The sequence below is a fragment of the Paenibacillus sp. J22P143 genome, assembly GCF_059692035.1.
Window position 1 is genome coordinate 107,058 of sequence record NZ_JCAUAQ010000001.1, and the last position, 25,272, is coordinate 132,329.

Below are 25,272 nucleotides of genomic sequence, written 5' to 3' on the forward strand. Positions count from 1 at the left end.
GAGTGCTCTGAGGGGTATTTTATTCACTTTTGACTGAATTGTCCTTCTACTATTTCCTCCGTTTCAGCGGCGCACCTTCAACCTGCTCTGGATATTTAATCCGCTTCAATTCCGCCACGATAATAATCGTGATGATGACAAGCAAAAACCAGGAACTAATTTTACCCCAATGAACAATTCGCCAAGAAATTTCTTGATCTGGGTAGCGCCAAGCGCCAAGAAAGGTGGAAATATTTTCAGCAAGCCAAATAAAAAAAGCAACTAACATAAAGGAAAGTATCGTGTGTATACGATAGGTCTTGGTGGTGACCGTGAACCGAATATTGGATTTGTAAAAGAGAATCACAATTAAGGCAATGAGAATCCACCTAATATCATACGCAAAATGATGAGTAAAGAAATTAGCATAGATGCCTATCGACATCAGGATCGCAATGGACGTTCTTGGCCAATGGACGAGATGCAAATCCAATCTTTTCCACGACTGACACACAAAACTTGACACACTGGCATACATGAAGCCGCTATATAGCGGAACTCCGGCTATTTTCGTCCAACCTTCCTCTGGATAGGACCACGAGCCCATATGCACCTTAAACAACTCGAGTCCAAGGCCGATGATGTGAAATACCGTAATAACCTTGAGTTCATCTACACTCTCTAGCTTTGACCACACTAATACAACTTGTGCAAGAATGCACACGAGTAAAATGAAATCATAACGATGCACGAAGGGTATGGCTATTGCTTTGGACACTGCCAATGTTATAAATATAACAACCGGAAATATACAGCAAAGGGCCTGCTTCCACCCGAATACGAAAAAATCCTTCACATATTCTCTCTTCATTGGTTCTCCTGAGATCCGTTTGACGTCATATATTTCACTTCTGAATGATTCACGTTAACTAACTCTTCATCCACGAGAGAATCATCTTGTTTGTTGATCTTTTGCCGCCAAATTTCATTCCCTCTATACCATTTGTTCGCCTTTTGATAAAATGCATGATTCTTCTCTTTCACTTTATAGTCGAAAGTTAATTCCGTATCGCAATGAATCGAGCCTTCTAAGTATTCTTCTGTAACCTCAAGACTAAATTGAAACCGATTAGGGGTCGGATTAACAAATTGCAAATCGACGTAATTATAAAACACACTCGTCCCCGTCCCGAATGGTATTACTCTTCGGTCGTCTGGAAATAGATCAAAGCTGTGATGGTGCCTTTCTTTAATCACTAGCGGCGTGTGTAAGGCCAACCAATATAGCATATTCGCTAACTGACATAGTCCACCTCCCGTTCCAACACAAACTTCGCCATGCGATAGCATGAGGCCTTCGATATAACCTTTTTCTTTACTTGTCACACCGATAAGCTTCCAAAAGGAAAACGTTTCACCAGGATGAATCACCAGCCCATCTACCTGTCGCAGAGCGATTTTCAAGTTAACGATCTTATTTTCTTGTAAAATAGGATCCGTGTTTCCGAGCACTCGCCGCAAAATCGATTTATGCTTCTTCACTGTGTAAGTAAGGTGCTGTGCACTTCTTCCTTGAGCATATTTGATTTTTGGATTTAGATTGATGAGTCGCCTTTTTAACATAAGCTGCTTGACGCGGAGCCTATATAAGAAAGGAAACTGCTTGCCTAATCGTTGTTTTATGTCTAGAAGTTCCACTGATTTTTCATCCTTATCTGCGTAAATGAAATGGAGGCATGTATTCCTCTTTCATTTGACTTCATAAGCAAGCAAAAAGTTGTGCAATAGTACTAGTTTCCATACTCACTTATAACAGATATAACCCATATTCGACCAGTGTTCTTTCTTATCCAACGAAAAAAAGCAGCCCTCATGTAGGAACTGCTGACTGTAACATGCGCTACAAAGTCTTATAGACGCTTTTCTTTGCGAAGCTTTCGCGCTGTAAAACGCGCTTCCGCGGATTCAAACAACCGTTTCTCTTCATCCGTCTCTGCGATAATGCCTGGAACGGGACATGGCTGTCCTTGCTCATCTAAAGCGACAAAAGTAAGGAATGAGGTAGCAGTGTGCTTCTTTTCGCCGGTAAGCAGATTCTCCGACTCAATTTTCACATAAACCTCCATCGAACTGCGATGCGTCCACGTGACAAATGCCTCCAACTGAATCGCCTCACCAAGCCTAACCGGAGCGAAGAAATCCAAGCTATCACTCGACGCTGTTACCACGCTCTTACGACAATGACGCATCGATGCGATGGTTGCAACTTTATCTATATACTGCATAACACGACCGCCAAACACAGTGTTATGGTAGTTCGTGTCCGCCGGTAAAATAATTTCTGTCAACACGGTTCGAGACAGTCTTGCTGCTTTGGGTTCCATAGTGATTGCCTCCGGTTAATGACCTCAGACATGGTACATCGTACTGCAGTCATACAGTTAGTTGTAATTCAAAGTGAGCTTACTAGCCGCTTCTTTGGCTAGGCTGCGTGCCTCTTCTACCGTATCTCCAGAACTAAGGGCTACTGCCATACGGCGACCTACTTTAGTTTCCGGCTTACCAAACACACGAACCTGCGTATTCGGAACGGATAATGCCTCATCAATGCCGCTAATCGTATACTCAACTTGCTCGCGATCTGCTTTTAGCGTGTAGCTTGCACCAGGCGTTAGCAAGCGAACTCCTGTAATCGGGAATCCAAGAATAGCTCTCGCATGCAGCGCAAACTCACTAAGGTCCTGAGTTGCCATCGTGACCATACCCGTGTCATGCGGGCGCGGCGAGACTTCACTGAAGTAAACGCCATCTGCCGTCAGGAATAATTCAACGCCATACAGCCCATGGCCTCCGAGTGCGTCAGTAATGGTCTTGGCCATTTGCTGGGCATCGATAATTTGCTGCTCCGACATGGTATGCGGCTGCCAGGATTCGATGTAATCGCCGTCTTTTTGAATGTGACCGATCGGCTCACAGTAGGTTGTCCCTGAGACAGAACGAACCGTCAACAAGGTAATTTCGGATTCAAAATGAATAAATTCTTCGACGATGACACGCGCGTTCTTCGCACGTCCACCTTCCATTGCAATGTTCCACGAAGCTTCTACTCCCTCAGGTGTGCGGCATACACTTTGCCCTTTACCAGAAGAGCTCATGATTGGTTTGATCACACAAGGTGTCCCAATCACCGCTACAGCAGCGTGCAATTCTTCAAGACAATTAGCAAATTCATACTTGGCTGTGCGCAAGCCCAATGTTTCGGATGCTAGTCGACGAATACCTTCTCTGTCCATCGTTAAACGGGATGCTGTCGCCGTTGGGATAACGCGGTAACCTTCTTTTTCAAGGTCGACAAGAACAGAAGTCGCAATCGCTTCAATTTCGGGTACGATGAGATCAGGACGCTCTTTTTCGATAATCGCACGAAGCTGCTCGCCATCCAGCATCGAAATAACGTGACTGCGATGTGCAACCTGCATAGCTGGAGCGTTCGCATAACGATCTACGGCAATTGTCTCAATTCCGAGACGCTGCGCTTCAATGATGACTTCTTTACCAAGCTCACCAGAGCCTAGCAGCATGATTTTTTTGGATTTGTTTGATAACGGTGCTCCGTACATGAGATTATATGCCTCCTAAATGAATGATGAGTACAAGCGATGAATGTTTGATACGTATGTAAGACAACCGACTTTGTCGGAGTTTAGCGAAATTTACCGAGAATGACCCTGATCTATTGTACTGGATTTTGAGGGTAAAAGATAGATTAGATCTTCAGATTGAGCTACTGGAAGTTACTCTTGGCGTGGAGACAACCGAAAAATCCTATAAAATAACTGGAGTTTATGTCGTAATCGATTTCAGCAGAAGTTTACGCAAAATTGGCACGAGCTGTTCATGCAGCTCCTCGACGTTCGGCACAACGATACTGCTCCGCCCATACATATTACGCATCGCGTTCCGCTGTGTTTCATGCACAGTTCCGTTAGCGAGAAACACGCTGATCACTTCGACACCCATGCGTCTAGCTTGTAGAACAGCTTCGTGTGTATCAAGGATGCCGACATCATTGTAGTTGGCTGCCGATGGCTCCCCATCCGAGAACACGAGGAGGATGCGCTGCCGCTCTGTGCGCCGCAGCAGCCGCTTCGTCATCTCGCGAATGGCGAAGCCATCGCGATTGTCCTGCTGCGGCTCCAGCTGCATCAGAGCCGCTCCGCTTGAGGCCGCGAGGCAGGAGCCGAAGTCCACCGCAACCTGGAACAGGTTCGGTGCCTCCTGCTCCGTGACGCGGTCCGCGTCCTCCCAGAATCCCACGACTTCATGGGGGATTCGCAATTCTCTTAAGGTCTCGTGGAATAGCACGAGACCGAGCTTGGTTTCGTCCATTTTGTCATACATGGACGCCGAGCAGTCGACGAGCAGCGCGAACGCTGCGTCGAGCTGGGGTACCGGCGCGCGCTTCTTATAGAAGAGGCGCGGCAGCTCTTGCGTGACGGCTCGCGTAAGCCGCTTATCGAGCCGCCCAAACAGGCGATCGCCGCGCGGGGCGATCCGCTTCTGCTCCAGCGTGCGCCGTATCGCACGCTGCAAGGGCTTCGCGAGCGGCGCTGCGCGCTCGCTCAAGCGCCTGAACCCGTCCTCCTGCGCAGCAGTAGGACGTTCAGGCAAGAGCCAGGTCGCCGTCGCATACGCGGCGACCTGGCCCTCCCCGTGCCCCGCAGCCGCGGGCACGGAAGCCCCTTGGCGCCGCTCAGCGGCGGCGCCGGTGCGCTGGGCGCGCTGCGAGCGCCCCTGGGTGATGGCGAGCGCCTGGTCGGCGGCATCGCCCTCACGGGGCGCAGAGCCCTGCGCGGCGGTGCGTGCGCCGCGCTCGAGCTCGAACCGCAGCAGCCCCGGGCTGCGGTCGCTGCTCTCACGATGCCAAGTCGGCATCCGCTCTTGGCCTGGTAATTGACGCTCCCCCTCTTGCTCGGGGAGCACATCATCATTGGCGAGCCGCTTTGCTCGCTTCAGCTCGCCTTTATAATCCGCAGGCAAGGGATCCGCGATGCCGCTGCCTTGCTGCGTCCAGAAATAAGCAGCCACAGCATCTCGCTCCAGCCAACCTGCGAACGCCTCGTTCATCCGTTCACACAAAGTCGCTACCTCAGCTGTGTGCGCCGCTTCTTCCACCTGTTCAAGCACCTCATAGAGCCCCACCAGACGGCCTGATAGCTCGCTTCCAAGCACAGAAGAAGACTGTTCAGTCTGCCACGACTTTCCAGTAAACCATCCATACACCAATAACAGCACAGCATCCGCTAACTCACCCTTACTCAAATGCGTTCGGAGCTTATGCTGGAAATAACCACCTAGGATGCGATGGCGATGTGTAAAAACAGCTCCCATTCCTGGACGTTGCATACGGCAAATCCGTTCTAAGCGCATATCTTCACAAAGCGCAAATAAGCTATTCGCCAGCTTTGGGAAGCTCGCACTCGAACAATAATGCAGGTAGGAGCCGATTGCCTCCCTCCCCGTAAACCAAGCGCTGCCAAGACAACGGAGATACACATCGCTCTTCATGCCAGCCGTTTTATCGCGCAGCGGGTAATCCCACCAGAATTGACTCACAGTCATTTGCGAGATTGTCTCATCATAATGCGCGTGAAATGCAGCTTCGACTTCAAGCTTTCCACGTTTCGTAAATAAACGAGCCAAATCAACCAGCTGCATATGCAGCATGGCATCGATTTTATCATCCAGACGGCTAAGGCTTCCTACAAACATTGGGCTACAATAACGTTTCAGCCGTATTCATCACAGCTGCACGTTCCCTTTCATCCTCTAGCTTATCCGCTATCGCTCGCGTAACCGCCCGCATCGGTGGCATATACGCCGACAAATCACAAGCGTCTAACAGTGCTCTGATGGATCCCGCTTCATCGGGCAGTTGTCCCATTTCGATTAGGGAAAGCAAGTCAGCCGAGAGCTGCACGAAAGTACGCAAAAGCTTCTCATTACGTAACACAGAGCGGCTTTTTAATAACTGAAACAATAATTCACCCTGCAAATAAGGTACATCAATCGTGACAAAACGATTTTTCAATGCTTCATTTAACGGTACCGTACCAATATAGCCTTCGTTAATCGCTGCAACCACTCTAAAATTCGGATGCGCCGTAACGACTTCACCCGTAAAAGGATTAGTAATCGATCTGCGGTGATCCAGAACGCCATTTATTAATGGCAGGGTTTCGGGCTTAGCCATATTAATCTCATCAATATAGAGCAAATGCCCTTTCTTCATAGCTTTCATGATGGGGCCAGGGATAAAAATAATCTGACTTCTTCCCTGCTCATCATGCGTTAATGTTTTAAAGCCAAGTAACGCCTCCGCATCCAAATCCGTTGAACAATTAACGCTGTGCAACGGTTGATTGAAGACGGCTGACACATGCTCAGCAAGTTTCGTTTTGCCAGAGCCTGTTGGCCCCTTCAGCAGCACATTTTTACCTAAAAAGAGTGAAAGGATCGCATCCGTGAGAAGCTCCACTGTTGGCGCTTCATACGCTGCAACGCCAATTAACTTAGTGTCTTCGGCTGTATGTATGATCCGATTATACGCATCCAAACTTGCGCGGACTTCTGGAGGTAAGGCATCTATCTTCACTAAATCTGTCATCATCGAGTAGGTAATCCTTTCCTGATTGCATTATCCTCTAACTATTATCAGGAAAGCGCGAATTGTCAAGCCTCTCACGGAAGCCAAGGCTCCTCGATGACAGAATGTGCGTAGAAAGCTATGGCCTCTCCGCAGGAAGGGCAGCTTGGCTTTGAAGGGAATTCGTTGTATAGCTGCGCTAAACTGTAAGCCGTTTCGTAATTAATGGCGACCATCACATCTTCTTTATAGACATACTCACATATTCTCGAGCTGCAGTAGGCACGAACCTTAAATTTATTGCTCATTTGCTGCTATTGAACGTATATTGCACCATGGTATTGAACTCATGGAGGTACGTATCCATGCGTTTATTTTTGCGTTGCTGCATGTCATAATACATCATCCGGTTTACAAAAAGCGCGTTTGACGAGATGAAAATGTGTGAATCCGGATAAATACGTGTTAGCACATGCCGAATAACGTTGATGCTGTCTGTAGATAATGGCTTTGCGGATACCCAATCCATTTGAGCACCCATGCCTGAGCCGAACAAACCCGCTTCTGTCGCTGGATCGTTATATTTGCTTAATTGTTTATCGCGCTCATTCGTCCTCTTATCATGGAGTTCCCCCATATCAACAGCTACGTAGATATTCGTATCTGTCATTGCGACTGCGGTCCCGCCTAGATGGGCCTCTTGCATCACCTGATCTGCCACTTCACGGTTCATCGATAAATACGTATTCCGATGCGGCAGGTCGTCCTCTACTCGCGATTGCTCTTGTGTTGTTTGTTCAATCTGATTACCGCTTGCGGCGTCTAGCGTACTATTACTCAGCTTGGTACCACTCGAATCTGATAAACCAACACTTTGAATGGAAACCGATGCCTTTTCTAGTTTGTTTGAATGTGTTGCTGAACACCCCGTCAAGCCGACGAATGCAGCCGTCATGATGACTGACAATTTCACAGCTTTCATCGTCATTCCCCCTATTTCTCTTTATATTTGCGTATGTCTCGCTTGCTTACTTACTTGTTTGAACCCCATCCTCTTCCTTCGTATACGCAATTAGTGCAACTTCGTACCCTAACTCCTCTTTCATACGGGATTCGAGATTGCGAAGATCTTGCATTAATTCCTCATGTATACCTAAATTTGCAAAATGATACGATTCCATGTCCATGATATATATGTCCCCCTTTCTAATTCTCATTTGATGATAGTGTTAATATGGTCCAATTCCCTTATTTTTACTAAACATTTCCCCTTATTTACGCAAAAAAACCCACAAAAGCTGCACTTTCGCAGTTTTGTGGGATAGTTATGGGTAGCTACGGGTAGCTATCGATAGCTATATTCGTGTATCTATTCGTTTTTCTTTCGTGTCTCATCCATCTCATCTAAAAGCTTACGAACAGCTTCCGGATCCACGTTTCCTTGATCATGAAAAGCCCGAAGCTTCTGAAGCAGATCAGCCGCAATGGCCTCATCCTCCGTTTGCTGAGCTTCATGTGAAGGATCAAACCAAATGTAGAAGCCTTCTGGACCATTTCGTAAAAAGGAGGATTTCCAATGCTCCGGATAGGCATAACCTTGCTCTCCAAAAATCATCCCAAGCACATCATCATTCTCGATTGGCCTTAAATAGTGAAAGGATTCTGGTTCTCCCGTATTCGAAAAATCTCTATGCATATAAGCATAATGCAGATAATGCTCACCGGTCTCTGAATCCTTCGATACTTCGTACAGATCTAACTCCGTTTGCAACAGTTCCTTCACGGAAATAATTCGCGTTGCAATCGTTTCTGCTGAAATTTTCTGCTGCTGTGTTAAAGATGTTTCCAAATGACTCTCCTCCTATCTCAAAGGCGATATCTAAGCATGCGGAATGGACTAAGAATCCGATCTCCTTGTGGATTCCGACAAAGAATCACGCAGGGAGCGTTTCGGCAGTTTCCACTTGTAGTTCACTGAAAACATGCGCAATATGACGATAAGTGCAAAAAGAATAGCTAACTGCCACGTCCCTTGTGACCACCCAAGTCCGACTAACGCACCTGCCAGCATGCCCCATACGGCATATATTTCATCTTTGAGCACCAACGGCTTCCGACCTGCTAGCACATCGCGAACCATCCCTCCGCCAATGCCTGTTAGAACCGCCGCTACAATGATTGCGCTTAAAGGGTGCCCCATATTCGTCGCATACAGCGCCCCTTGGATAGCGAATGCTGCTAACCCAATCGCATCAAAAAATGCTTCCCATGTTTTCCATAGCCGTATGTACCTCACTGGCATGAAGAAAACAACCGTCATCGCGAACAGAGCGATTTGGAAATACATGCCTTGTTCCCATAGAAGCACGATCGGTTTCCCGATGAGCATGTTGCGGATAATTCCTCCACCAAAAGCCGTAACGAGCCCAAGTACATAGACCCCTAAGATATCATATTCTTCTTCCATCGCTACGATCGCACCACTCACTGCGAAGGCGATCGTTCCGATGATACTAAATAACTCCCAGTTCACTTCTTGCAGCCCCTGTCTACTCGATGTCCCAGTTCAATTTCACTTCATCGCCTGATTGCGATGAACGGTAAATCGCATCTAGGATCAAATTATTCGTATAACCCGTCATGACAGAAGTGATTGGCTGAGAGCCGTTCACGATACTTGATAGGAAATGCTGCACCATACGTGCACGAGGATCATCATTAGCAGCCGGCGCGGATAGCTCCGTTTCAACGATACGATCAAATTTCTCTGCAAAAAGCTTTCCTTTCGCACCTTTCACGTATGCACCGCCCTCTGTTCCAAGCAGCTGAACAACTGGCAGATTATCGGTTTCCAATAATCCAGCCCAGCTCACATCCAAGGAAAGGGTTGCCCCATTTTCAAACTTGATCAAGGCCGTTGCCAAATCCTCGACATCAAATTTCCCTTGCCAATTCGGCGCCCCCCATGTGCCGATGCCTTGCTTACGCGGTCCAAACTCCGCATAAGTTGAGCCATATACAGAAACTGGTTTAGGATTCCCCATTAAATACAGGGTTAGATCTAACATATGTACGCCAAGGTCAATTAGGGGACCGCCGCCTGATTTTTCCATTTGCGTAAACCATGTACCCCAACCTGGAATACCCTTACGTCTCAAATAGCTCGCTTTCGCATGATAAATGTGTCCAAGTGCACCTTTCTCCACCTGCTCCTTAACTGCAATTGACGCTGCTTCCCAACGCATTTGGTGCGGGATCATGAGAATCTTCCCGGCCTTGCGCTCTGCTTCAACAATTTGACGAGCGGAAGCTAAATCAATCGCCATCGGCTTTTCAAGTAAGACATGCTTACCTGCTTCTAAGGCTTGTACCGCAATTGGCGCATGCCACTCATTCGATACCGCAATGACGACCGCATCAATGGAAGGATCCGCTAACAATTTATCTGAATTTGCATATACCTGCTCAATGTTATGTTCTTTCGCTCTTGTTTCAGCAAGCGGTAAATAAACGTCCGTCACGCCAGCAAGCTGCGCCCCTGGTAAGGTTTTGAACGTCTCCATATGAACGTTTCCGATATTTCCGGCGCCAATAATGCCAATGCGAGTTGGTTTTGTTACAGTCATTTCTGTGACCCTCCAGAGCCTGTTAGAATACAATCCTATCTATTATAAATGGGGTTAACTTTCCCCGCAACCACGAATCTGCCCCGCTAAAATTTATCTTATCGGAACTAGCCCTGTAGAGCTATTATTCACATATAATAAAATGCTAAAACTTTTCTAATAGTTGCACTTGAACATATTTAACATTTGAAATGTATCCTAAATGTAAGAAGTAAGGAAAACAAGTATCCGTATAAAGGAGGGCTTGAATATGCAAGCAAACACGATCCGCTATAAGAATAAATCGATCCCTGTGATGAATTTTACTCATAAACGTTCCCAGATGGATTTACTCTCGACTAAATTGAAGGAATACGAGCTGCACTTTGAATTTCGGAGAAAATTAAAAATGATCTCGATGATCGAGATCATTGGTGATGTCGCTATTTTCAAATACAATGATGGCACCAAGTTGTACCTAGAAGTTTCCTAATTGGACGGTGGAAAATATTCTTTATTCAGCTGATCAAGCTCCTGCAGAGAGCGTCGGGCCCATGCTTCCATGTCCGACAGCTTATCGATCTGAGCCAATAGCGCTCTCTTCAGAGATACTTGATAATCTGGCACCTCACCCGCATAAGGACGAATCGTTGCAAGCGGCATTAACGCAATCTCTTGATGAGATAATGCCCGTCTTTGATGAAAAAAAGCTACGCTTGGATCCATCGGATTATGTAAATCTCCTTGTGTTGGGTGATCCTTCACGGCAAGAATACGCACAGCCGCCTTCATGCTGGAGGTCAATTCAACTACCTCACCGAAATAAACACCTGTTTTATACTCAGCAATAACGCGGTCACCGATTTGAAAACTCATCGATACTCAACTCCTAATCTTGTTCTACTAATGGCATTAGCCTTCGATATAACTCATCCACGGATTTCATCCGATACATCATCTGTTTCTCTTTCCCTGGTTCAATGATAACAATACACGGGACACTAGCGATTTGCCATTCTTGGCTTATTTGCGGCAGAAAATTAATATTGCATTTCACAAGCGGCAGATTTGGCTTCATCGTTAGAATAATGTCTAGCATACGCTCTGTTACCTTGCATGTGCCGCATAATGGCGTGTACATAAAGACGGCGAAGGATACTTCGATATGACCTACTTTGTCTTGCAGTTCTTGTTGAGATAATTCTTGCATCACAATGTCCCTCGCTCATCTAGCAACGCCAAGCTATCAAAGGCGTAGTCGATCAGATCAGAAAAGTCATCGAGGTGGCTCTCATCAATTTTCCGGCCAAAGGATAACGTTATGAGATTGCGGTACTCCTCAGGTTGTTCCCCATATAGATACGAAATTTGCTGCGTAATTCGCGGACGTTGCTCCCAAATAGCGTTCAATTGTGCTTCGATCATCGGGCAATCTAATTCTGGATCGTTCACATGCGTGTGAAGCTTAATCAATAACGTACAGCCAGGCTTAACCGTAGGATTTTCAAGAATTTCCGCAGCCAAATCACTCAAATGAACATGCAAATAGATTTCTGCTTTATTAGGGAGCCCTACTTGCCGTGCAAATTCTATAGCAAATGTGCGAGACATCGAGGACAAGTCAATTAAATCTTCTCTTCGTGTTATGATGATTTTTCCTTCCAAGTCTAAATCGTAGACGGCTCCTTCGAGCACGACTTTGATATTGTCATAGATCGTCGGATCAAACATCCCCACACACCTTCTTTCATCTTTTCTTTGATTCGATTATACTATGGATATACCACGTAAAGAAGGTGTTCTTATGTCAGACAAGCCTCAAGCCCCACAAGCCGACCAGGTCGAGCCGCAAAGTGTCAAAAAAGTCAGCTTAGCCGATGCGATTAAAGCAAAGCTAGCTCAGAAGCAAGCAGATCAAGCAGCAGCCCGTGCTAATCCGAAAGCAGCTGGGAATGGTAATCAAACCGCGAAAAGCCAAATGACCAAAAAAGTAAATAATCAACGCCGTCGCACCGGCGGCAGCTAGACAACACTTTGTGTAGCTAAAAGCGCCCTGAGAGTAACACTTCAGGGCGCTTTTCACTTTTTATTTATGCGTATTGAATCTCGCGTTGTTTTTTTACATCATCGCTTTCCAGGTACTCATCGTACGTAAACATCTTATCGATAAGGCCTTTAGGCGTAAGCTCCATAATGCGTGTTGCAATCGTTTGGATGAACTGATGGTCATGCGATACGAATAGGATCGTACAATCGGTATCAACAAGCCCATTGTTCAGCGCCGTAATAGACTCCAAATCCAAATGGTTGGTAGGCTCATCAAGGATCAATACATTGGCTCCGCTTAGCATCATTTTGGAGAACATACAACGCACTTTCTCTCCTCCGGAAAGCACATTCGCTTTTTTCAACGCCTCTTCACCAGAGAACAACATGCGCCCTAGGAATCCGCGAAGGAATGACTCATCTTGATCCTTGGAGTACTGACGAAGCCAGTCTACCAATGTCAAATCAGAGTTGAAATAATCTTGGCTGTCTTTCGGGAAGTACGCTTGAGAAGTCGTAATCCCCCAAGAGAATGTACCGCTATCTGCTTCCATTTCGCCCATCAAAATCTTAAACAGCGTCGTTTTCGCAATTCCGTCTATGCCAACGAAAGCGACTTTATCCCCTTTATTAATCGTAAAGGTTACGTTATTTAATACTTGAACACCATCAATCGTTTTGGAAATGCCTTCAACTGCAAGCAACTGCTTACCTGCTTCACGCTCACCTTTGAAGTGAATGAACGGATATTTACGGCTGGATGGACGAATATCTTCAAGCGTAAGCTTCTCCAATTGCTTTTTACGGGAAGTCGCTTGCTTGGATTTGGAGGCATTCGCACTAAAGCGCGCGATAAAGGCTTCCAACTCTTTACGTTTTTCTTCCGTTTTCTTATTCGCATCACGTGTCAAACGAAGCGCCAATTGGCTGGACTCATACCACCAGTCATAGTTACCAACGTACATTTGGATTTTACCAAAGTCGATATCTGCGATATGCGTACATACTTGGTTCAGGAAGTGACGGTCATGTGATACCACGATAACTGTGCCTTCGAAACGGGACAAGAAGTGCTCCAGCCAACGAATGGACTCTAAGTTCAAATGGTTGGTAGGCTCATCGAGAAGAAGAATGTTCGGGTTACCGAATAAAGCTTGTGCCAAGAGCACGCGAACTTTCTCGTTACCGTCAAGATCCTTCATTTTCGTATCGTGCATGGATGTCGGGATTCCGAGACCAATCAATAACTCGGCTGCGTCGGATTCTGCTTGCCAGCCGTCTAGATCTTGGAATTCGCCTTCCAGCTCAGCCGCTCTCATGCCGTCTTCCTCGGAGAAATCCGCTTTCGCATAAAGCGCGTCTTTCTCTTCCATGATTTTAAAGAGGCGTGCGTGACCCATAACAACAGTTTTCAAAACTTCGATTTCATCAAACTCGTAATGGTTCTGTTTGAGGACAGCCATACGCTCACCTGGCGTGATGTTAACTTCGCCTGTGTTAGGCTCGATCTCGCCGGAAAGAATTTTGAGGAATGTCGATTTACCTGCACCATTCGCTCCGATCAAGCCGTAGCAATTTCCTGGTGTGAATTTAATATTGGCGTCTTCGAATAGGGCTCTCTTGCCGTAACGAAGCGTCACGTTATTTACACTAATCATGGGGTCTTTATACCTACCTTTATTATATTTTCTATTAAATCATGTGAACTACTACTACTATCATAACTTATTTCGTTCTATTTCTTCTACTAACTCTGATAAATAAGTCCATCTTTCCATCGCAGCTTCGAGCTCAGCAGCGGTTTGTTGCTCTTGCTCATACAGATCGCGAGCGAGATCAAAGTTACTTCCAGAGGCTTCGATTTGCTTTTTCAAGCTATCCGCTTTGTCCTCTAGGGCAGCTATTGTGTTCTCGATTTCGTCCCATTCCTTCTGTTCTTTGAACGTCAGCTTCTTGGGGCGATTCGTTGTTGGCGCTAAGCTTGCGCTTGAAGGTGAAGAGTAAGCAGATGAGCTGTTGCTTGCTGTTTTCGAGCTCGCTTGGCGAATAATTTCTTTCCGAGCTTGCTCCGCCTCTTCTTGTTCACGCTTATCGTCCAAGTAATCCGAATACGTACCGATGAACGGCTCGATTCCACCATTCCCATCAAAAGCAAATAAATGAGAAACGGTTCGATCCAAGAAGTAGCGATCATGGGAAACTGTGATGACAGCCCCTGAGAATTGATCCAGATAATCTTCCAGTATCGTCAAAGTTTGGATGTCCAAGTCATTGGTCGGCTCATCGAGGAGCAAAACATTCGGTTCCCCCATCAGGGTACGTAACAAATAAAGTCTGCGACGCTCTCCACCTGAAAGCTTGCCAATTGGCGACCATTGCAGGTTAGGAGAGAATAAGAAGCGTTCTAGCATCTGTGCGGCCGAAATGGTCTCACCATCCGACGTGCGAATCTGCTCCGCGGCTTCCTTAATGTATTCGATCACGCGCATCTTCTCATCCATTGCGACATTCTCTTGCGTATAGTAGGCAAGTTTCACCGTTGTGCCGGTCTCAATCGTGCCGCTGTCGGGCTGAATACGCCCGGCGAGCATGTTAAGCAGCGTCGATTTGCCGCTGCCGTTCGGACCGATGATGCCGAGACGATCCTTCGGCATCACGATGTAGCTGAAGCCGCTGAGCAGCGGCTTTCCGCCCGGGAAGGCCTTGGTGATGGTGTCGAGCTCCATCACCTTGCGGCCAAGGCGGCTGCCTGCCAGCGCCATGTCGAGCTTGTCACCGGGACCATCCACCTGGCGGTCCCGAAGTTCCTCGGCGCGATTGATACGCGCCTTCTGTTTCGTCGTGCGCGCCTTCGCGCCGCGACGGAGCCAAGCCAGCTCGCGGCGGAGAAGATTCTGCCGCTTATCTTCACTAGCGGCTTCAGAATCCATCCGCTCTGCCTTCTTCTCGAGGAACCACTCGTAGTTCCCCTCGTAGCTGTAGATCTTGCCTCGGTCCAGCTCCAGAATGCGGGTGGTGACCCGCTCTAGGAAGTACCGGTCATGGGTAACGAGCAGCAAGGCGCCGCGCCACTTGCTGAGGAATTCCTCGAGCCAGATGGCCGTCTCGTTATCAATATGGTTCGTCGGCTCATCGAGGATGAGCAGATCGGCGGGTTGAATGAGAACGCGCGCCATGGCGACGCGTTTGCGCTGACCGCCGGACAGAAGGCCGACGGGTTTGTCGAACTCGCTGATGCCAAGCTTCATCAGCACGGTTTTGGCCAAGGTGCTCGCTTCCCATGCACCTTGCTCATCCATGCGCGCCTGCGCAGCGAATAGGCGCGCTTGTTTCTTCTCGCTGGAGGCGTCAAGCTCCAGCTCCGCAAGGGCCAGCTCATAGTCGCGCAGCGTCTTCATGAGCGGCGAATCGCCGTGGAATACTTGCTCAAGCACCGTGGAGTTCGGATCGAACTCTGGGTTTTGCGGCAAGTATTCCACGCGGAAATGATTCGCGTGCACGAGCTTGCCGCGATCTGGTGTTTCCAGACCCGCCAGCATCTTCAGCAGCGTGGACTTGCCTGTGCCGTTCACGCCGATGAGGCCGATACGCTGCTTCTCGTTCAGTGTGAACGAGATATCATCGAAAAGCACCTTGTCGCCGTAGGTTTTGGTTATATCGACCGCACTTAGAATGTTCATCCTTGCACCGGCTCCATGATGTACGCGGCAAGAAGGGCTGCAGTGTTCACTACAGCATCCATATGCGTTCGCTCCATGCTATGTGACGCATGAACACCAGGCCCTATTAACGCAGCGCGAATATCTCGGCCGCCTCGAAGCGCCGCCGATGCATCCGAGCCATAGCGCGGATAAATATCCACGGCATAGCCGATTTCAAGCTTCTCGGCATGCTCTATCATTTGCGACGTCATCGCATAGTCGTAAGGACCTGACGAATCCTTCGCACAAATGGAAACATCACGCTCACTGCCACTTAAATCGTCCCCGAGTGCGCCCATATCCACAGCGATAAAGTCGGTAATATCCTCTGGAATAAAAGATGAGCCATGACCAACCTCTTCGTAATTGGAAAAGAACATTTTGATCGTATAGTGAGGCTGTATGCCTTGCTCCTTCATCAGCTTCAAAAGGCCGAACAAGGACGCTACGCTAGCTTTATCATCCAAATGGCGTGATTTCACATAGCCATTGTCCTTCACTTGAACACGCGGATCAAAAGAGATGAAATCGCCAACACGGATACCGAGCGCTTGCACATCCTTTTTGGAGCTAACAAGTTCATCGATACGAACTTCCATATTCGCTTCATCGCGCTTATACTCTCTCGCGTCTTCGTACACATGCACGGATGGTCTTGAGGTAAGAATCGTGCCGTCATACACTTGCTCATCCCGCGTATGAATTTGTACGTACTCATTCTCGATAGCACCCATCATAAACCCACCAAGAGAAGTAATTTTCAAAGTGCCATTGTCTTTAATGGAACGCACCATCGCGCCGAGCGTATCCACATGTGCCGAGATGCCAATTACGCGATCGGAATGGGTACCAGGAATGGTTACGATGCCGCAGCCTTTATTCGTATAAGAAAGCCCGAAGCCAAGCTTACTCACTTCAAGCTCAACTTTTTGCATAATGTGATGTGTGTATCCTGTCGGACTAGGAGTCCGCAAGAGCATTTCAAGTACTTCGGTCATATAAGCTCTATTTAGTTTGGACTTCAATTGGATTCCTCTCCCATGTCTATGTACATATAGTTTTGCGCTAAACACACAAAAAACAGTGCAGCCTAAGAATTTTGCGGGGGCCTGACTACGTCAAGAACCAGCCTCTTCTAAGGATACTACACTGTTCTCCTATGTTTTTCAAACGTGGATTAGCTTACAAAATCAACACAGATGGACGTTCCATCAAGAACTGTTTTCATATGAGCTTTGACTTCTTCGTGCACAGGGTGAGTATCGTAAACCTTCAAATCATCTAGCGAATCAAATTTCGTAATGAGTGCGATATCGTAAGAACGCTCTAAATGTAGAATGTCTGTCCCAACCTCAATATGCCGTAATACCGGGATTTTACCTTCCATGTTCGTAAGAACAGCTTTGGTTACTTCCACGGCTTCAGGACTGCGATCTTTGAGCTTAAAAAACACAACGTGCGTTAACATCGTTATCTCCTCCGATATGATTAGTTAGTTACTTTCGCGGACCATTCCTCAACGTCCCAAACACGTGTTACCCAGCCTTCATAGAATTCAGGCTCATGGCATACAAGTAGTACAGTGCCTTTGTACTCTTTCAATGCGCGTTGAAGCTCTTCTTTGGCTACGACGTCCAAATGGTTCGTAGGCTCATCGAATAACAACCAGTTGCTTTCTTGCATAAGCAGTTTGCAAAGACGAACTTTCGCTTGCTCGCCACCACTCAGCATGCTCATCGCACGGGTGATGTGCTCATTCTTGAGCCCTACTCGCGCAAGTGCTCCTCTGACTTCGTTCTGTGTCATGGAAGAGAAGGAATTCCATACATCATCAATCGGCGTCATACTTGGCGCTTTGACTTCTTGTTCAAAGTAAGCAGGGCTTAAATAATCGCCGCGATACGTTTTACCGCTGAAAGGCTCGATTTTGCCAAGAATCGTCTTCAATAAGGTGGATTTCCCGACGCCGTTACAACCAACGATAGCAATTTTCTCACCACGTTCAATCGTCACATTCATCCTTGGAAGCAAGGCACGATCATAGCCGATTTCCAAATCTTGCGCTTCAAATACTACTCTACCACTTGAACGTGATTCTTTGAATACGAAAGTAGGCTTCATAGCCGTTTCCGGACGCTCGATGCGGTCAATTCGATCCAACTGCTTCTCTCGGCTCTTTGCGCGGGTTGAAGTTGACGCCCGCGCTTTGTTGCGCGCGATGAAATCTTCTTGCTTCTTAATATATTCCTGCTGCTTCTCATAAGCGTCAATGTGCTGCGCTTTGTTCATTTCAGCCATATCAAGGAATTTCTCATAGTTCGCTGTGTAACGCGTCAATTTGGAAAACTCCAAATGATAGACAACATTAACAACATCGTTCATGAATTCCGTATCATGTGAAATTAACATGAAAGCATACGGATAATTCTTTAAGTACATCTTCAACCACTCAATATGTTCCACATCTAAGTAGTTGGTAGGCTCATCGAGTAGAAGGACGGTTGGCTTTTCTAATAAAAGCTTAGCTAAGAGAACCTTCGTCCGCTGTCCACCGCTAAGTGAAGTTACATCACGATCTAATCCAATTGCATTCAAACCTAATCCGTTACCCATTTCCTCGACTTTCACATCAAGTAGATAGAAATCACCGATTTCCAAACGCTCTTGAATTTCGCCCATTTCCTCGAGCAGAGCTTCAAGCTCCTCAGGCGTGGCATCACCCATTTTATCAGTAATCGCCATCATTCGTTTTTCTTCTTCATACAAAGGTAGGAACGCATCACGCAAAATATCGCGGATCGTTTTACCTGCGGCTAGCACGGAATGCTGATCCAAGTAACCATAGTGGACTCTCGGCGTCCATTCTACTTTTCCTGTATCCTTCAGAAGCTTACCAGTTAATATATTCATCAACGTGGATTTCCCCACGCCATTTGCTCCAACGATACCAACACGTTCACCAGCAAGTAAGCGGAAAGACACATTTTTAAACAATGTACGATCGCCAAAGCTGTGGCTTAAATCTTCAATGGTTAACAGACTCATTTTGTAAAACCAAACCCCTGTCTAGTTCTAAGATAATCACGTATTTTTCTCGCGACTTCTTATTATACCACTGCTCAAGGCAGACAGGAAGTAGAACTATTTGTTATGTGAGCCGAAAAGTCATTTCTTGTCGAATAATTCGCACAATGTCCCCATCTTTTAGCGGATAGGCTTGATAAGTAACCAAAGGGAGATCGTTCAGATAGGTACCGTTGGTAGAGCCTGCATCACGAAGCTGATAGCCATTAGTCGTTTGTATAATTTCCGCATGGATTCTAGAAACACCAGCTATTTCCATCACGTAGTCAACCTTACTGCTTGAATCCCCCCTGCCAATTGTAAAAACGTCACTGCTGACCGGAACGGATTGGTTACTACCTTCTACTTGAAATTCCAATCTAGGTCCGAGCGGAATTGGCTTTGGAGAATTCCCAAGGAACTCAGTGTCATTTGATTTTGAAGGGCTGAGCAGGGTTGTATGCATCGGCAGATTCTGATAGTAGTTTGTCATATCCATGGGAGTCGCCGCGATCGTTGAGGCATCACTCGAGATAGCGTAATCGGGTTTTGGTGTGACGTGTGGGAACACGGGTCGGCCCATGCAAAGCAGAACAAAGCCTACATCTCCTAGTAACAACGTGATTCCAGCAATTAGCTGCAGGGTACTAGTCGAAGGGTACGTCACGTATTGGTGCCAGAGGAAGGCAGATAGAATGAGTATTAGAGCGGTTGTCATCCATCGTGCTCGCTGATTAAGAGGAATGAATGATAGGGGACTGTGATCAGGTTTATCCAAGTTGGGAATACTAAGTTGTATCCCGGTATCTTCATCCCGCTTCCAATGTGCTTTAGGTAAACTGAGTTCTGGTATTGCTTCTTCAACGGGTTCAGTTTGCACAGCAGTTGCAGTTGTTGGATTTCGCATTTGAATCGGCTCGTCCATTAGCTTTAATAACGCTTCCTTGTACCCAAGTAAACTCTTTTTAGTCATATGCGTAGAAATCCAAGTTTGCAGTTGATCCTGCTCCCCTTCACCAACATGTACGATAAGCTTTCTGAGAAGCGAATCGATTGCTGCACAGATATCATCTCCGTCATGCTGCATGTCTAACGGAACATAGGTCAGATAAACATCCGACCAATCCTGTCCAACGAATATAAAGTTATCTTTTAACACGAAATTCATTTCGTATAGCATGTAATTCTTACTCTCATCGAGTGTGCATACAATCGCATATATCAATTTGGCAAGGTGATAGATCGAGAACGCATCCACCTTCAGAACATGCGTCAGCATGCGTTTGGAAGACAATCTATACTGAAGACGAAGGCTAGCATCCACCTCATGAATATCGAGCGGCAGCAGCCTTGGGACTTGATTGGCTTCTAACATGCGTATTTGTAAAGAGGAAAGCTCACTTGCTGCTAATCCACCTTCCTTGAACAACTCCATATGATGCCCATGTCGATAAACAAACTCATACCGAAGTCCGAATACTTCTTGCGTCATACAACCACCTCCTATCAAAGTAAAGAATAATAACAAGTGACAAGTACAGCAGGAAAAACGGCGTACATAAAGGGAAATTTAATATGTTTCTGATGCTTGATCTCACGTAATGTTTCGAGCCTGTTGTGAGCAATAATTGATATGAGCCACATAGCAAGCTTATGACCAGTTGCTCTCATTTGTTTCTTTATGAGTAATAGAATAAGTCCAATTAATCCTGCACATAAAATCGAGTAAATTAGCGTTTGTAAGACAAACATAACACCCATCATAGCCCCGATAGCTGAAAAAAGCTTGACATCCCCTGCGCCCAAAGCACCTAAAAGATACAACACGAGTAGGATGAGAAAGCCCGTACACGCACCAATGAGCGAAAAAAGCAAACCGTTCCAGCCCTGAGTCCCTGTGTGGAACAATACGCCGACGAATGTTCCACACAGGTTCAACGTATTAGGCAGCTTTGAATGACGAACATCAATTACAAATGCAATCGCGATAAAAATTATAAATAGACCATAGATCACTATAATATTGGTACTCCTCCCTTCGGTTCAAGTCCCTACCCAAGCCCGCTCATAGGCCCTTTTTTTCAATACAATCGTTTGACTTATAAAAGGAATGGGCAGCTTATAGGTCAGTTGCGCTTCGATCCCAAAGAAAGCCTCACCGCCTTGTTCCATACTCGGTAACGTTACGGAGATGACTTTAAAGTTATTCTTATCGACGATAGACGCGTCACAAAACGCAAACACAATGGGTGTAAAGACCGCGAGTATTCGCGGTTTCACATGATCTTCATAGAGTCCGTTCAGCTCATCCTGTGCCATGCCTTCGCCAAGCTCCCGTTTCTCTTTTTCCCAGCGTACGAGCTCCAGAAGAGAATCTGGTATATAGGCAGCGTACTCATCAGCATAATCCTCCGCACTCGTCACATGGTTCCGTGCTGATTGGACTTGTCCCACAACAGCATTAAGCATGTCTGCTGCACGGCTTTGATCGTATCTCGATTGGGCTTCTTGCACCAGAATCCGAACGGGGTACAGTTGACCCGCGATAGTCTTCGTCGCCTCGGACACGCCTGACTGCATAGCCATTTCGACAACAGCAATTTGAATGAATAGCACGAGACCGACTACAAAAGCCAGAAACAAAGGCAGTATAAGTGAAGCCTCCAATACGATGCCGCCTTCTTGCTCTTTGTGCAGTTTCAGAAGCAACCCCCTCCCCCCTTTCTCAATACGATACGACAGCAGTTCGATTCATTTGACAATGGGTTCCGACGACTTTACATCCCAAAAGTCCAGTCCCATCCAATAGTTTCATCACTTGCGGAATAAACCAAAGTCTTATTTCACTAGAGGCATTCGCCTGCAAATAGGATGTTTCTTGGATGAGATCTTTGCCTGTTTCTAATTCAAGAAGTGCCTGCATCCTGGACATCAGCTTGGCATTATTACTATGCAGCATGAGAAATAACCGTAAATAGTCTTTGTAAGTCAACTTGAGCGCCGACGTTGAAAGCTTTGAGGAAAGTTCAACAGCTTCACCTTTCACCAACGTGTTCATATCGACTAGAGCTTCTACTGCACCTTGAGCAGCCGCAGCCAATAATACGAGTAAGGGGGACCCTATGTTCAGAAGTTCATTCTTCGGATCTAATAAGGCTTCGACGGTACGAATCGCCAAGCGTAATGAGAACATTTCTGCATACGCCGATGACATATTAGCGGCACATGAGGAAAATCCGTACAAGAGATATTCAACCTCTTGCCTTGCTAACGGATGTGTCCCAGGGTCTACGAATTCATTGGACAATTTCGGTTGCCCACTAGGATCTTTCTCTAGCCCGTAGGTTCGATAGTTGAACTTTGTTAGCGCATATTCATTCACATAGAGCTCATCTCGCAGAACTTCAGCTGCATGGTTTATAGCTCCCAGCATATCCATCGCTCTTAAACTAGCTGGTTCTGCTTGATCAAGGTCATAAGCAACCTCATTTCCAAGCGTTTTATCTTGTGCATTCAACTCTCGATATTTCTGATAGAAGCCTTCTTCACCCTGGAGCTTGGTATATTGCGCAGCATCACCGGATTGTGAATTCGTTAGGCTGCAACCGCCAATGGCTTGCTTCGCCTGATCTAAAACAGCTTGGATTTTATTCTTTTGTGTCTGCTTATTCATCGTGGTTGCTTCATTCCTAGCCATTCGAGTTTGCTCTATGGGGCTTTGTTTACTGTGAAATTCATTTGCAAATTCCCAATAAGCATCATTGACTTGATTGACCTCGCTTGTATGTACTGACGTGTACAAGATGACACGCTCGACAGATAAATGAAAAGCTGAAAATAACGCCGCAATCTGCGCAACTGACGTTTGATAATAATAAAAATAATCATCCCCAATGAGGGAAACATGTTGAAATACATCATTTGCTCCTTGAGCATCCCTAATAGATGTAGATGTGCTCGAAATTCCGATTAACTTAGCGCGTAACGCATCATTTTTTTGCTTGGCAAGCCGTAAGGTAGGTTCGATCACCTGCTGTATCTGCTTAACATCACTTTCATTCGCGGCTACTTCTAGCTTCGTACGGACAACCAGTGCCGTGTACTTCATCATTTGTTGAACTAATGCTTCCAGCTCATTAAGCTTCTCAGAAAGCGTATTGGCCTGCTCCTCCAGCGTACGTTTAGCTTCAACAATGGTTTGGATACTGGCTGCCGCATCAGGACCTGCTTGTACCATTGAAGCCAAAGAAAGATCCATATTCCTTATCGTATTCGAAAGAGAATCCAGTTCCACATTTACATGACTGATTTGGCCTCGAACTTCGTCAACCGTATGAATGCCGATTTGCCCAGCTAATTCGTCTAATTCCGCAATTTTTGTTACATAATAGCTGTGAAAAGAAGTTATTTTCGCATATAACGCTTCTGTTCTCTGCCACGCATCATCTAGTTCGGATTCCCTCTGTTCGATAAGCTTCTCTAATTCAGCCGCATCTTTGGCAAATTGTGAACCTATATGAAAAGGCTCACGTACGCCACTTTTCTGAAACTTATCAGCGATTTCTAGCGTGTATTCAATTGGTGCTTTAATTTTCATATCTTGGATGAGCTGACCTTCAAATATAACATGGCTCGCAAGCGAATAAACGGGCGTAACACGCACAGTGCCTTCAACAGCTTTGGTATTTATAAAGTGAAACGCATTTGAAGAGACGCCTCCCGATAGGTTTTTGACAAAGACGTCGCTAAACAATTTTACAGACGCATCCTGAGAGAGACCCCTGCCATAAAGTCCTCTCTTCTGCAACTCGCTATCAAATGAGGACATCACTGAGCGCGTCGCCGCATGTATGGCGGACTCTGTTTCTTTCTCCGCTACTTTGATTCGGGCAAAATCAATAAGTACAGCTTGAAATATGAAAATCGGCACGATAATGAGGATCAAATAGACGGATACCGCGCCGTTCTCAGCATATAGAAATCTCCTCAAAAGCTCCCCTCTTTCTAGTTGTGAATAACAACCACGATCCCTTTACGTTCGAGTTCTTTGCGAAAAGCGGTCGTAGGCATCCCTTTACCACTGGCATCCTTCTTAAAAAAGTGCCAGACGATACCTTTCACGGTTGGATCATGCTGGAGAAGCTCGACGTCTTTCGGCAGCTGTTCCATCCGAAGCTGAGCTTCGGACATACTGTAAAAGGCTTGGTGACCAATGCCGCGATTGTCTAACGCATCAATTTTCCTACTTTTACCAGAAGCAGTAGTCAGCACAACCTCCGTGCCACCCACCAGTGATCTCAAGTACGTGGATGCCTGACGTTCTGATTGAATAGTAACACCTGAACCAGACAAATCGGTCTTTACGGGATCTACGAGTGCTGCTTTCGCTTTCGCAGGTGAGATCCGTCCAACCAGTGTCGGCAAATAGGTACGTGTCAGATCAGTCGTTCTGATCAGCTCTATCGAATCAACAACATGAGCAACTGACTTACCTTCCGTTCGAGTCTTCTGCATCCATTTCCGTAAGATAGCGGGCATTAGAAAGGACTTGTTTATTTTTACTTCAATTTGATGATCAAGTAAATAATTCGAATATCTTGCCGTGCCTGTAACACCTGTTGGGAGTAAGCCCTGGGCTCTTGCTAGCTTTTTCTCCACAAGACCATCGGGCTGATTCGTGGGGAGTGCGATACTAGTACCGCCATTCCCTTGTAGCAAGCCAAATAAATCGCTCACATTGTCTTGTGTCAGACGCCAGTACAAACCATCCGTTTCCTGCGGATTATAGCTTCCTGTCGTCACATCTTTATGGCTATTAGTCCAAGTAAAAGCTAGCTTTTCTGCTGCTGATCGAGCTAATTGCCCCATATAAACATGCTGATAGGCATACATCCCAACAAATAAAAGCGTCACCGTACATATGAGAATGACAGGAAATACAAGTGACGCTTCTAAAGTAAATGTACCTTGTTCATTTCTAGTGAAGTGATAGAACCGACTATGGCGCACAGCTTGTAGTTGGGGTTGGCGCACATGGTGCAACTGCACTGTTATCCTTTAAGTCGGAGTTCGCATCTCCGATAAGTTTTTGAAACCACGAAACGATCCACTTTCTGAAAATAATCGCAATTGCAACGAGCACAGCAACAATCAATAAAATCTCTAGCGTTCCGAGTCCATCTTCCTCTTTCCACACACGTTTAAAGCATTCAGTCATCGCTTTCATTTCAAC

The 25,272-nt window shown here is 46.3% G+C and carries 27 protein-coding genes; 2 read left to right on the top strand and 25 right to left on the bottom strand.

Annotated features, from left to right (window positions below; translation table 11 throughout):
* Positions 1 to 49 precede the first annotated feature (49 nt).
* The 11 genes from AC58PQ_RS00585 to AC58PQ_RS00635 all read right to left on the bottom strand — a co-directional run bounded on the left by AC58PQ_RS00585 (position 50) and on the right by AC58PQ_RS00635 (position 10,251).
* A complete protein-coding gene (locus AC58PQ_RS00585) occupies positions 50 to 850 on the bottom strand; it encodes a DUF817 domain-containing protein (protein ID WP_497240067.1) in 801 nt (266 codons plus the stop codon).
* Complete coding sequence (locus AC58PQ_RS00590; protein WP_497240068.1) at positions 847 to 1,677, bottom strand: VanW family protein; 831 nt, start codon at positions 1,675 to 1,677, stop codon at positions 847 to 849. Before AC58PQ_RS00590 ends, AC58PQ_RS00585 begins: the two co-directional genes overlap by 4 nt.
* A 212-nt stretch (positions 1,678 to 1,889) precedes the next feature.
* Complete coding sequence (locus tag AC58PQ_RS00595) at positions 1,890 to 2,363, bottom strand: acyl-CoA thioesterase (RefSeq protein ID WP_497240069.1); 474 nt, start codon at positions 2,361 to 2,363, stop codon at positions 1,890 to 1,892.
* Between the two features lie 57 nt (positions 2,364 to 2,420).
* A complete protein-coding gene (gene purT, locus AC58PQ_RS00600; protein WP_497240070.1) occupies positions 2,421 to 3,599 on the bottom strand; it encodes a formate-dependent phosphoribosylglycinamide formyltransferase in 1,179 nt (392 codons plus the stop codon).
* Between the two features lie 223 nt (positions 3,600 to 3,822).
* Positions 3,823 to 5,706 carry a nitric oxide reductase activation protein NorD gene (locus tag AC58PQ_RS00605; protein WP_497240071.1) on the bottom strand — a complete coding sequence of 628 codons (1,884 nt, stop codon included), beginning with the start codon at positions 5,704 to 5,706 and terminating at the stop codon, positions 3,823 to 3,825.
* A 49-nt stretch (positions 5,707 to 5,755) separates the two neighbouring features.
* Complete coding sequence (locus AC58PQ_RS00610) at positions 5,756 to 6,646, bottom strand: ATP-binding protein (RefSeq protein ID WP_497240614.1); 891 nt, start codon at positions 6,644 to 6,646, stop codon at positions 5,756 to 5,758.
* 283 nt (positions 6,647 to 6,929) lie between these two features.
* Positions 6,930 to 7,607 carry a hypothetical protein gene (locus AC58PQ_RS00615; RefSeq protein ID WP_497240072.1) on the bottom strand — a complete coding sequence of 226 codons (678 nt, stop codon included), beginning with the start codon at positions 7,605 to 7,607 and terminating at the stop codon, positions 6,930 to 6,932.
* Positions 7,608 to 7,653: 46 nt separating this feature from the next.
* Entirely contained in the window at positions 7,654 to 7,812 is a 159-nt protein-coding gene (locus tag AC58PQ_RS00620) for a hypothetical protein (protein WP_497240073.1), read from the bottom strand.
* 182 nt (positions 7,813 to 7,994) lie between these two features.
* Positions 7,995 to 8,474, bottom strand: coding sequence for a hypothetical protein (locus AC58PQ_RS00625; RefSeq protein ID WP_497240074.1), 480 nt, complete (start codon positions 8,472 to 8,474; stop codon positions 7,995 to 7,997).
* A gap of 48 nt (positions 8,475 to 8,522) precedes the next feature.
* A complete protein-coding gene (locus AC58PQ_RS00630; RefSeq protein ID WP_497240075.1) occupies positions 8,523 to 9,158 on the bottom strand; it encodes a trimeric intracellular cation channel family protein in 636 nt (211 codons plus the stop codon).
* Between the two features lie 16 nt (positions 9,159 to 9,174).
* Entirely contained in the window at positions 9,175 to 10,251 is a 1,077-nt protein-coding gene (locus AC58PQ_RS00635) for a Gfo/Idh/MocA family protein (protein ID WP_497240076.1), read from the bottom strand.
* A 250-nt stretch (positions 10,252 to 10,501) separates the two neighbouring features.
* Here AC58PQ_RS00635 and AC58PQ_RS00640 point away from each other — a divergent pair, with 250 nt between their 5' ends.
* Positions 10,502 to 10,723 (top strand): hypothetical protein, encoded by a 222-nt coding sequence (locus AC58PQ_RS00640; protein WP_477591318.1) that lies wholly within the window; start codon positions 10,502 to 10,504, stop codon positions 10,721 to 10,723.
* Here the strand turns inward: AC58PQ_RS00640 and kapB are convergent.
* The 3 genes from kapB to AC58PQ_RS00655 are packed head-to-tail and all read right to left on the bottom strand — an operon-like array spanning position 10,720 to position 11,961.
* Positions 10,720 to 11,106 (bottom strand): kinase-associated lipoprotein KapB, encoded by a 387-nt coding sequence (kapB, locus tag AC58PQ_RS00645; RefSeq protein WP_477591319.1) that lies wholly within the window; start codon positions 11,104 to 11,106, stop codon positions 10,720 to 10,722. The genes AC58PQ_RS00640 and kapB overlap by 4 nt on opposite strands.
* 13 nt (positions 11,107 to 11,119) lie before the next feature.
* Positions 11,120 to 11,440: a thioredoxin family protein gene (locus AC58PQ_RS00650; RefSeq protein ID WP_497240077.1), complete on the bottom strand. Its 321-nt coding sequence runs from the start codon at positions 11,438 to 11,440 to the stop codon at positions 11,120 to 11,122.
* Positions 11,440 to 11,961, bottom strand: coding sequence for a hypothetical protein (locus AC58PQ_RS00655; RefSeq protein WP_497240078.1), 522 nt, complete (start codon positions 11,959 to 11,961; stop codon positions 11,440 to 11,442). Before AC58PQ_RS00655 ends, AC58PQ_RS00650 begins: the two co-directional genes overlap by 1 nt.
* 73 nt (positions 11,962 to 12,034) lie before the next feature.
* On the opposite strand from AC58PQ_RS00655, the gene AC58PQ_RS00660 reads away from it, so the two are divergent.
* Positions 12,035 to 12,256, top strand: coding sequence for a hypothetical protein (locus tag AC58PQ_RS00660; RefSeq protein ID WP_497240079.1), 222 nt, complete (start codon positions 12,035 to 12,037; stop codon positions 12,254 to 12,256).
* A 64-nt stretch (positions 12,257 to 12,320) separates the two neighbouring features.
* Here the strand turns inward: AC58PQ_RS00660 and AC58PQ_RS00665 are convergent, their stop codons facing one another.
* From AC58PQ_RS00665 to AC58PQ_RS00715, 11 genes are all read right to left on the bottom strand, one after another.
* Complete coding sequence (locus AC58PQ_RS00665; RefSeq protein WP_497240080.1) at positions 12,321 to 13,934, bottom strand: ABC-F family ATP-binding cassette domain-containing protein; 1,614 nt, start codon at positions 13,932 to 13,934, stop codon at positions 12,321 to 12,323.
* A gap of 60 nt (positions 13,935 to 13,994) precedes the next feature.
* Positions 13,995 to 15,956, bottom strand: coding sequence for an ABC-F family ATP-binding cassette domain-containing protein (locus AC58PQ_RS00670; protein ID WP_497240081.1), 1,962 nt, complete (start codon positions 15,954 to 15,956; stop codon positions 13,995 to 13,997).
* Complete coding sequence (locus tag AC58PQ_RS00675; RefSeq protein ID WP_497240082.1) at positions 15,953 to 17,002, bottom strand: M42 family metallopeptidase; 1,050 nt, start codon at positions 17,000 to 17,002, stop codon at positions 15,953 to 15,955. Before AC58PQ_RS00675 ends, AC58PQ_RS00670 begins: the two co-directional genes overlap by 4 nt.
* 152 nt (positions 17,003 to 17,154) lie before the next feature.
* The gene (locus AC58PQ_RS00680) at positions 17,155 to 17,445 is read right to left on the bottom strand and encodes a Dabb family protein (RefSeq protein ID WP_497240083.1); all 291 of its coding nucleotides are present in this window, start codon (positions 17,443 to 17,445) and stop codon (positions 17,155 to 17,157) included.
* A 20-nt stretch (positions 17,446 to 17,465) separates the two neighbouring features.
* A complete protein-coding gene (gene abc-f, locus AC58PQ_RS00685) occupies positions 17,466 to 19,022 on the bottom strand; it encodes a ribosomal protection-like ABC-F family protein (RefSeq protein WP_497240084.1) in 1,557 nt (518 codons plus the stop codon).
* 103 nt (positions 19,023 to 19,125) lie between these two features.
* Positions 19,126 to 20,532: a DUF6382 domain-containing protein gene (locus tag AC58PQ_RS00690; protein WP_497240085.1), complete on the bottom strand. Its 1,407-nt coding sequence runs from the start codon at positions 20,530 to 20,532 to the stop codon at positions 19,126 to 19,128.
* A gap of 14 nt (positions 20,533 to 20,546) precedes the next feature.
* Entirely contained in the window at positions 20,547 to 21,056 is a 510-nt protein-coding gene (locus AC58PQ_RS00695) for a prepilin peptidase (RefSeq protein ID WP_497240086.1), read from the bottom strand.
* Positions 21,057 to 21,083: 27 nt separating this feature from the next.
* Positions 21,084 to 21,749, bottom strand: coding sequence for a TadE/TadG family type IV pilus assembly protein (locus AC58PQ_RS00700; protein ID WP_497240087.1), 666 nt, complete (start codon positions 21,747 to 21,749; stop codon positions 21,084 to 21,086).
* Between the two features lie 16 nt (positions 21,750 to 21,765).
* Complete coding sequence (locus AC58PQ_RS00705; protein WP_497240088.1) at positions 21,766 to 24,030, bottom strand: hypothetical protein; 2,265 nt, start codon at positions 24,028 to 24,030, stop codon at positions 21,766 to 21,768.
* A gap of 14 nt (positions 24,031 to 24,044) precedes the next feature.
* The gene (locus tag AC58PQ_RS00710) at positions 24,045 to 25,082 is read right to left on the bottom strand and encodes a TadE/TadG family type IV pilus assembly protein (RefSeq protein WP_497240089.1); all 1,038 of its coding nucleotides are present in this window, start codon (positions 25,080 to 25,082) and stop codon (positions 24,045 to 24,047) included.
* Positions 25,039 to 25,266, bottom strand: a complete 228-nt coding sequence (locus AC58PQ_RS00715; RefSeq protein WP_497240090.1) for a Flp1 family type IVb pilin — start codon at positions 25,264 to 25,266, stop codon at positions 25,039 to 25,041. Before AC58PQ_RS00715 ends, AC58PQ_RS00710 begins: the two co-directional genes overlap by 44 nt.
* Positions 25,267 to 25,272: the final 6 nt, after the last annotated feature.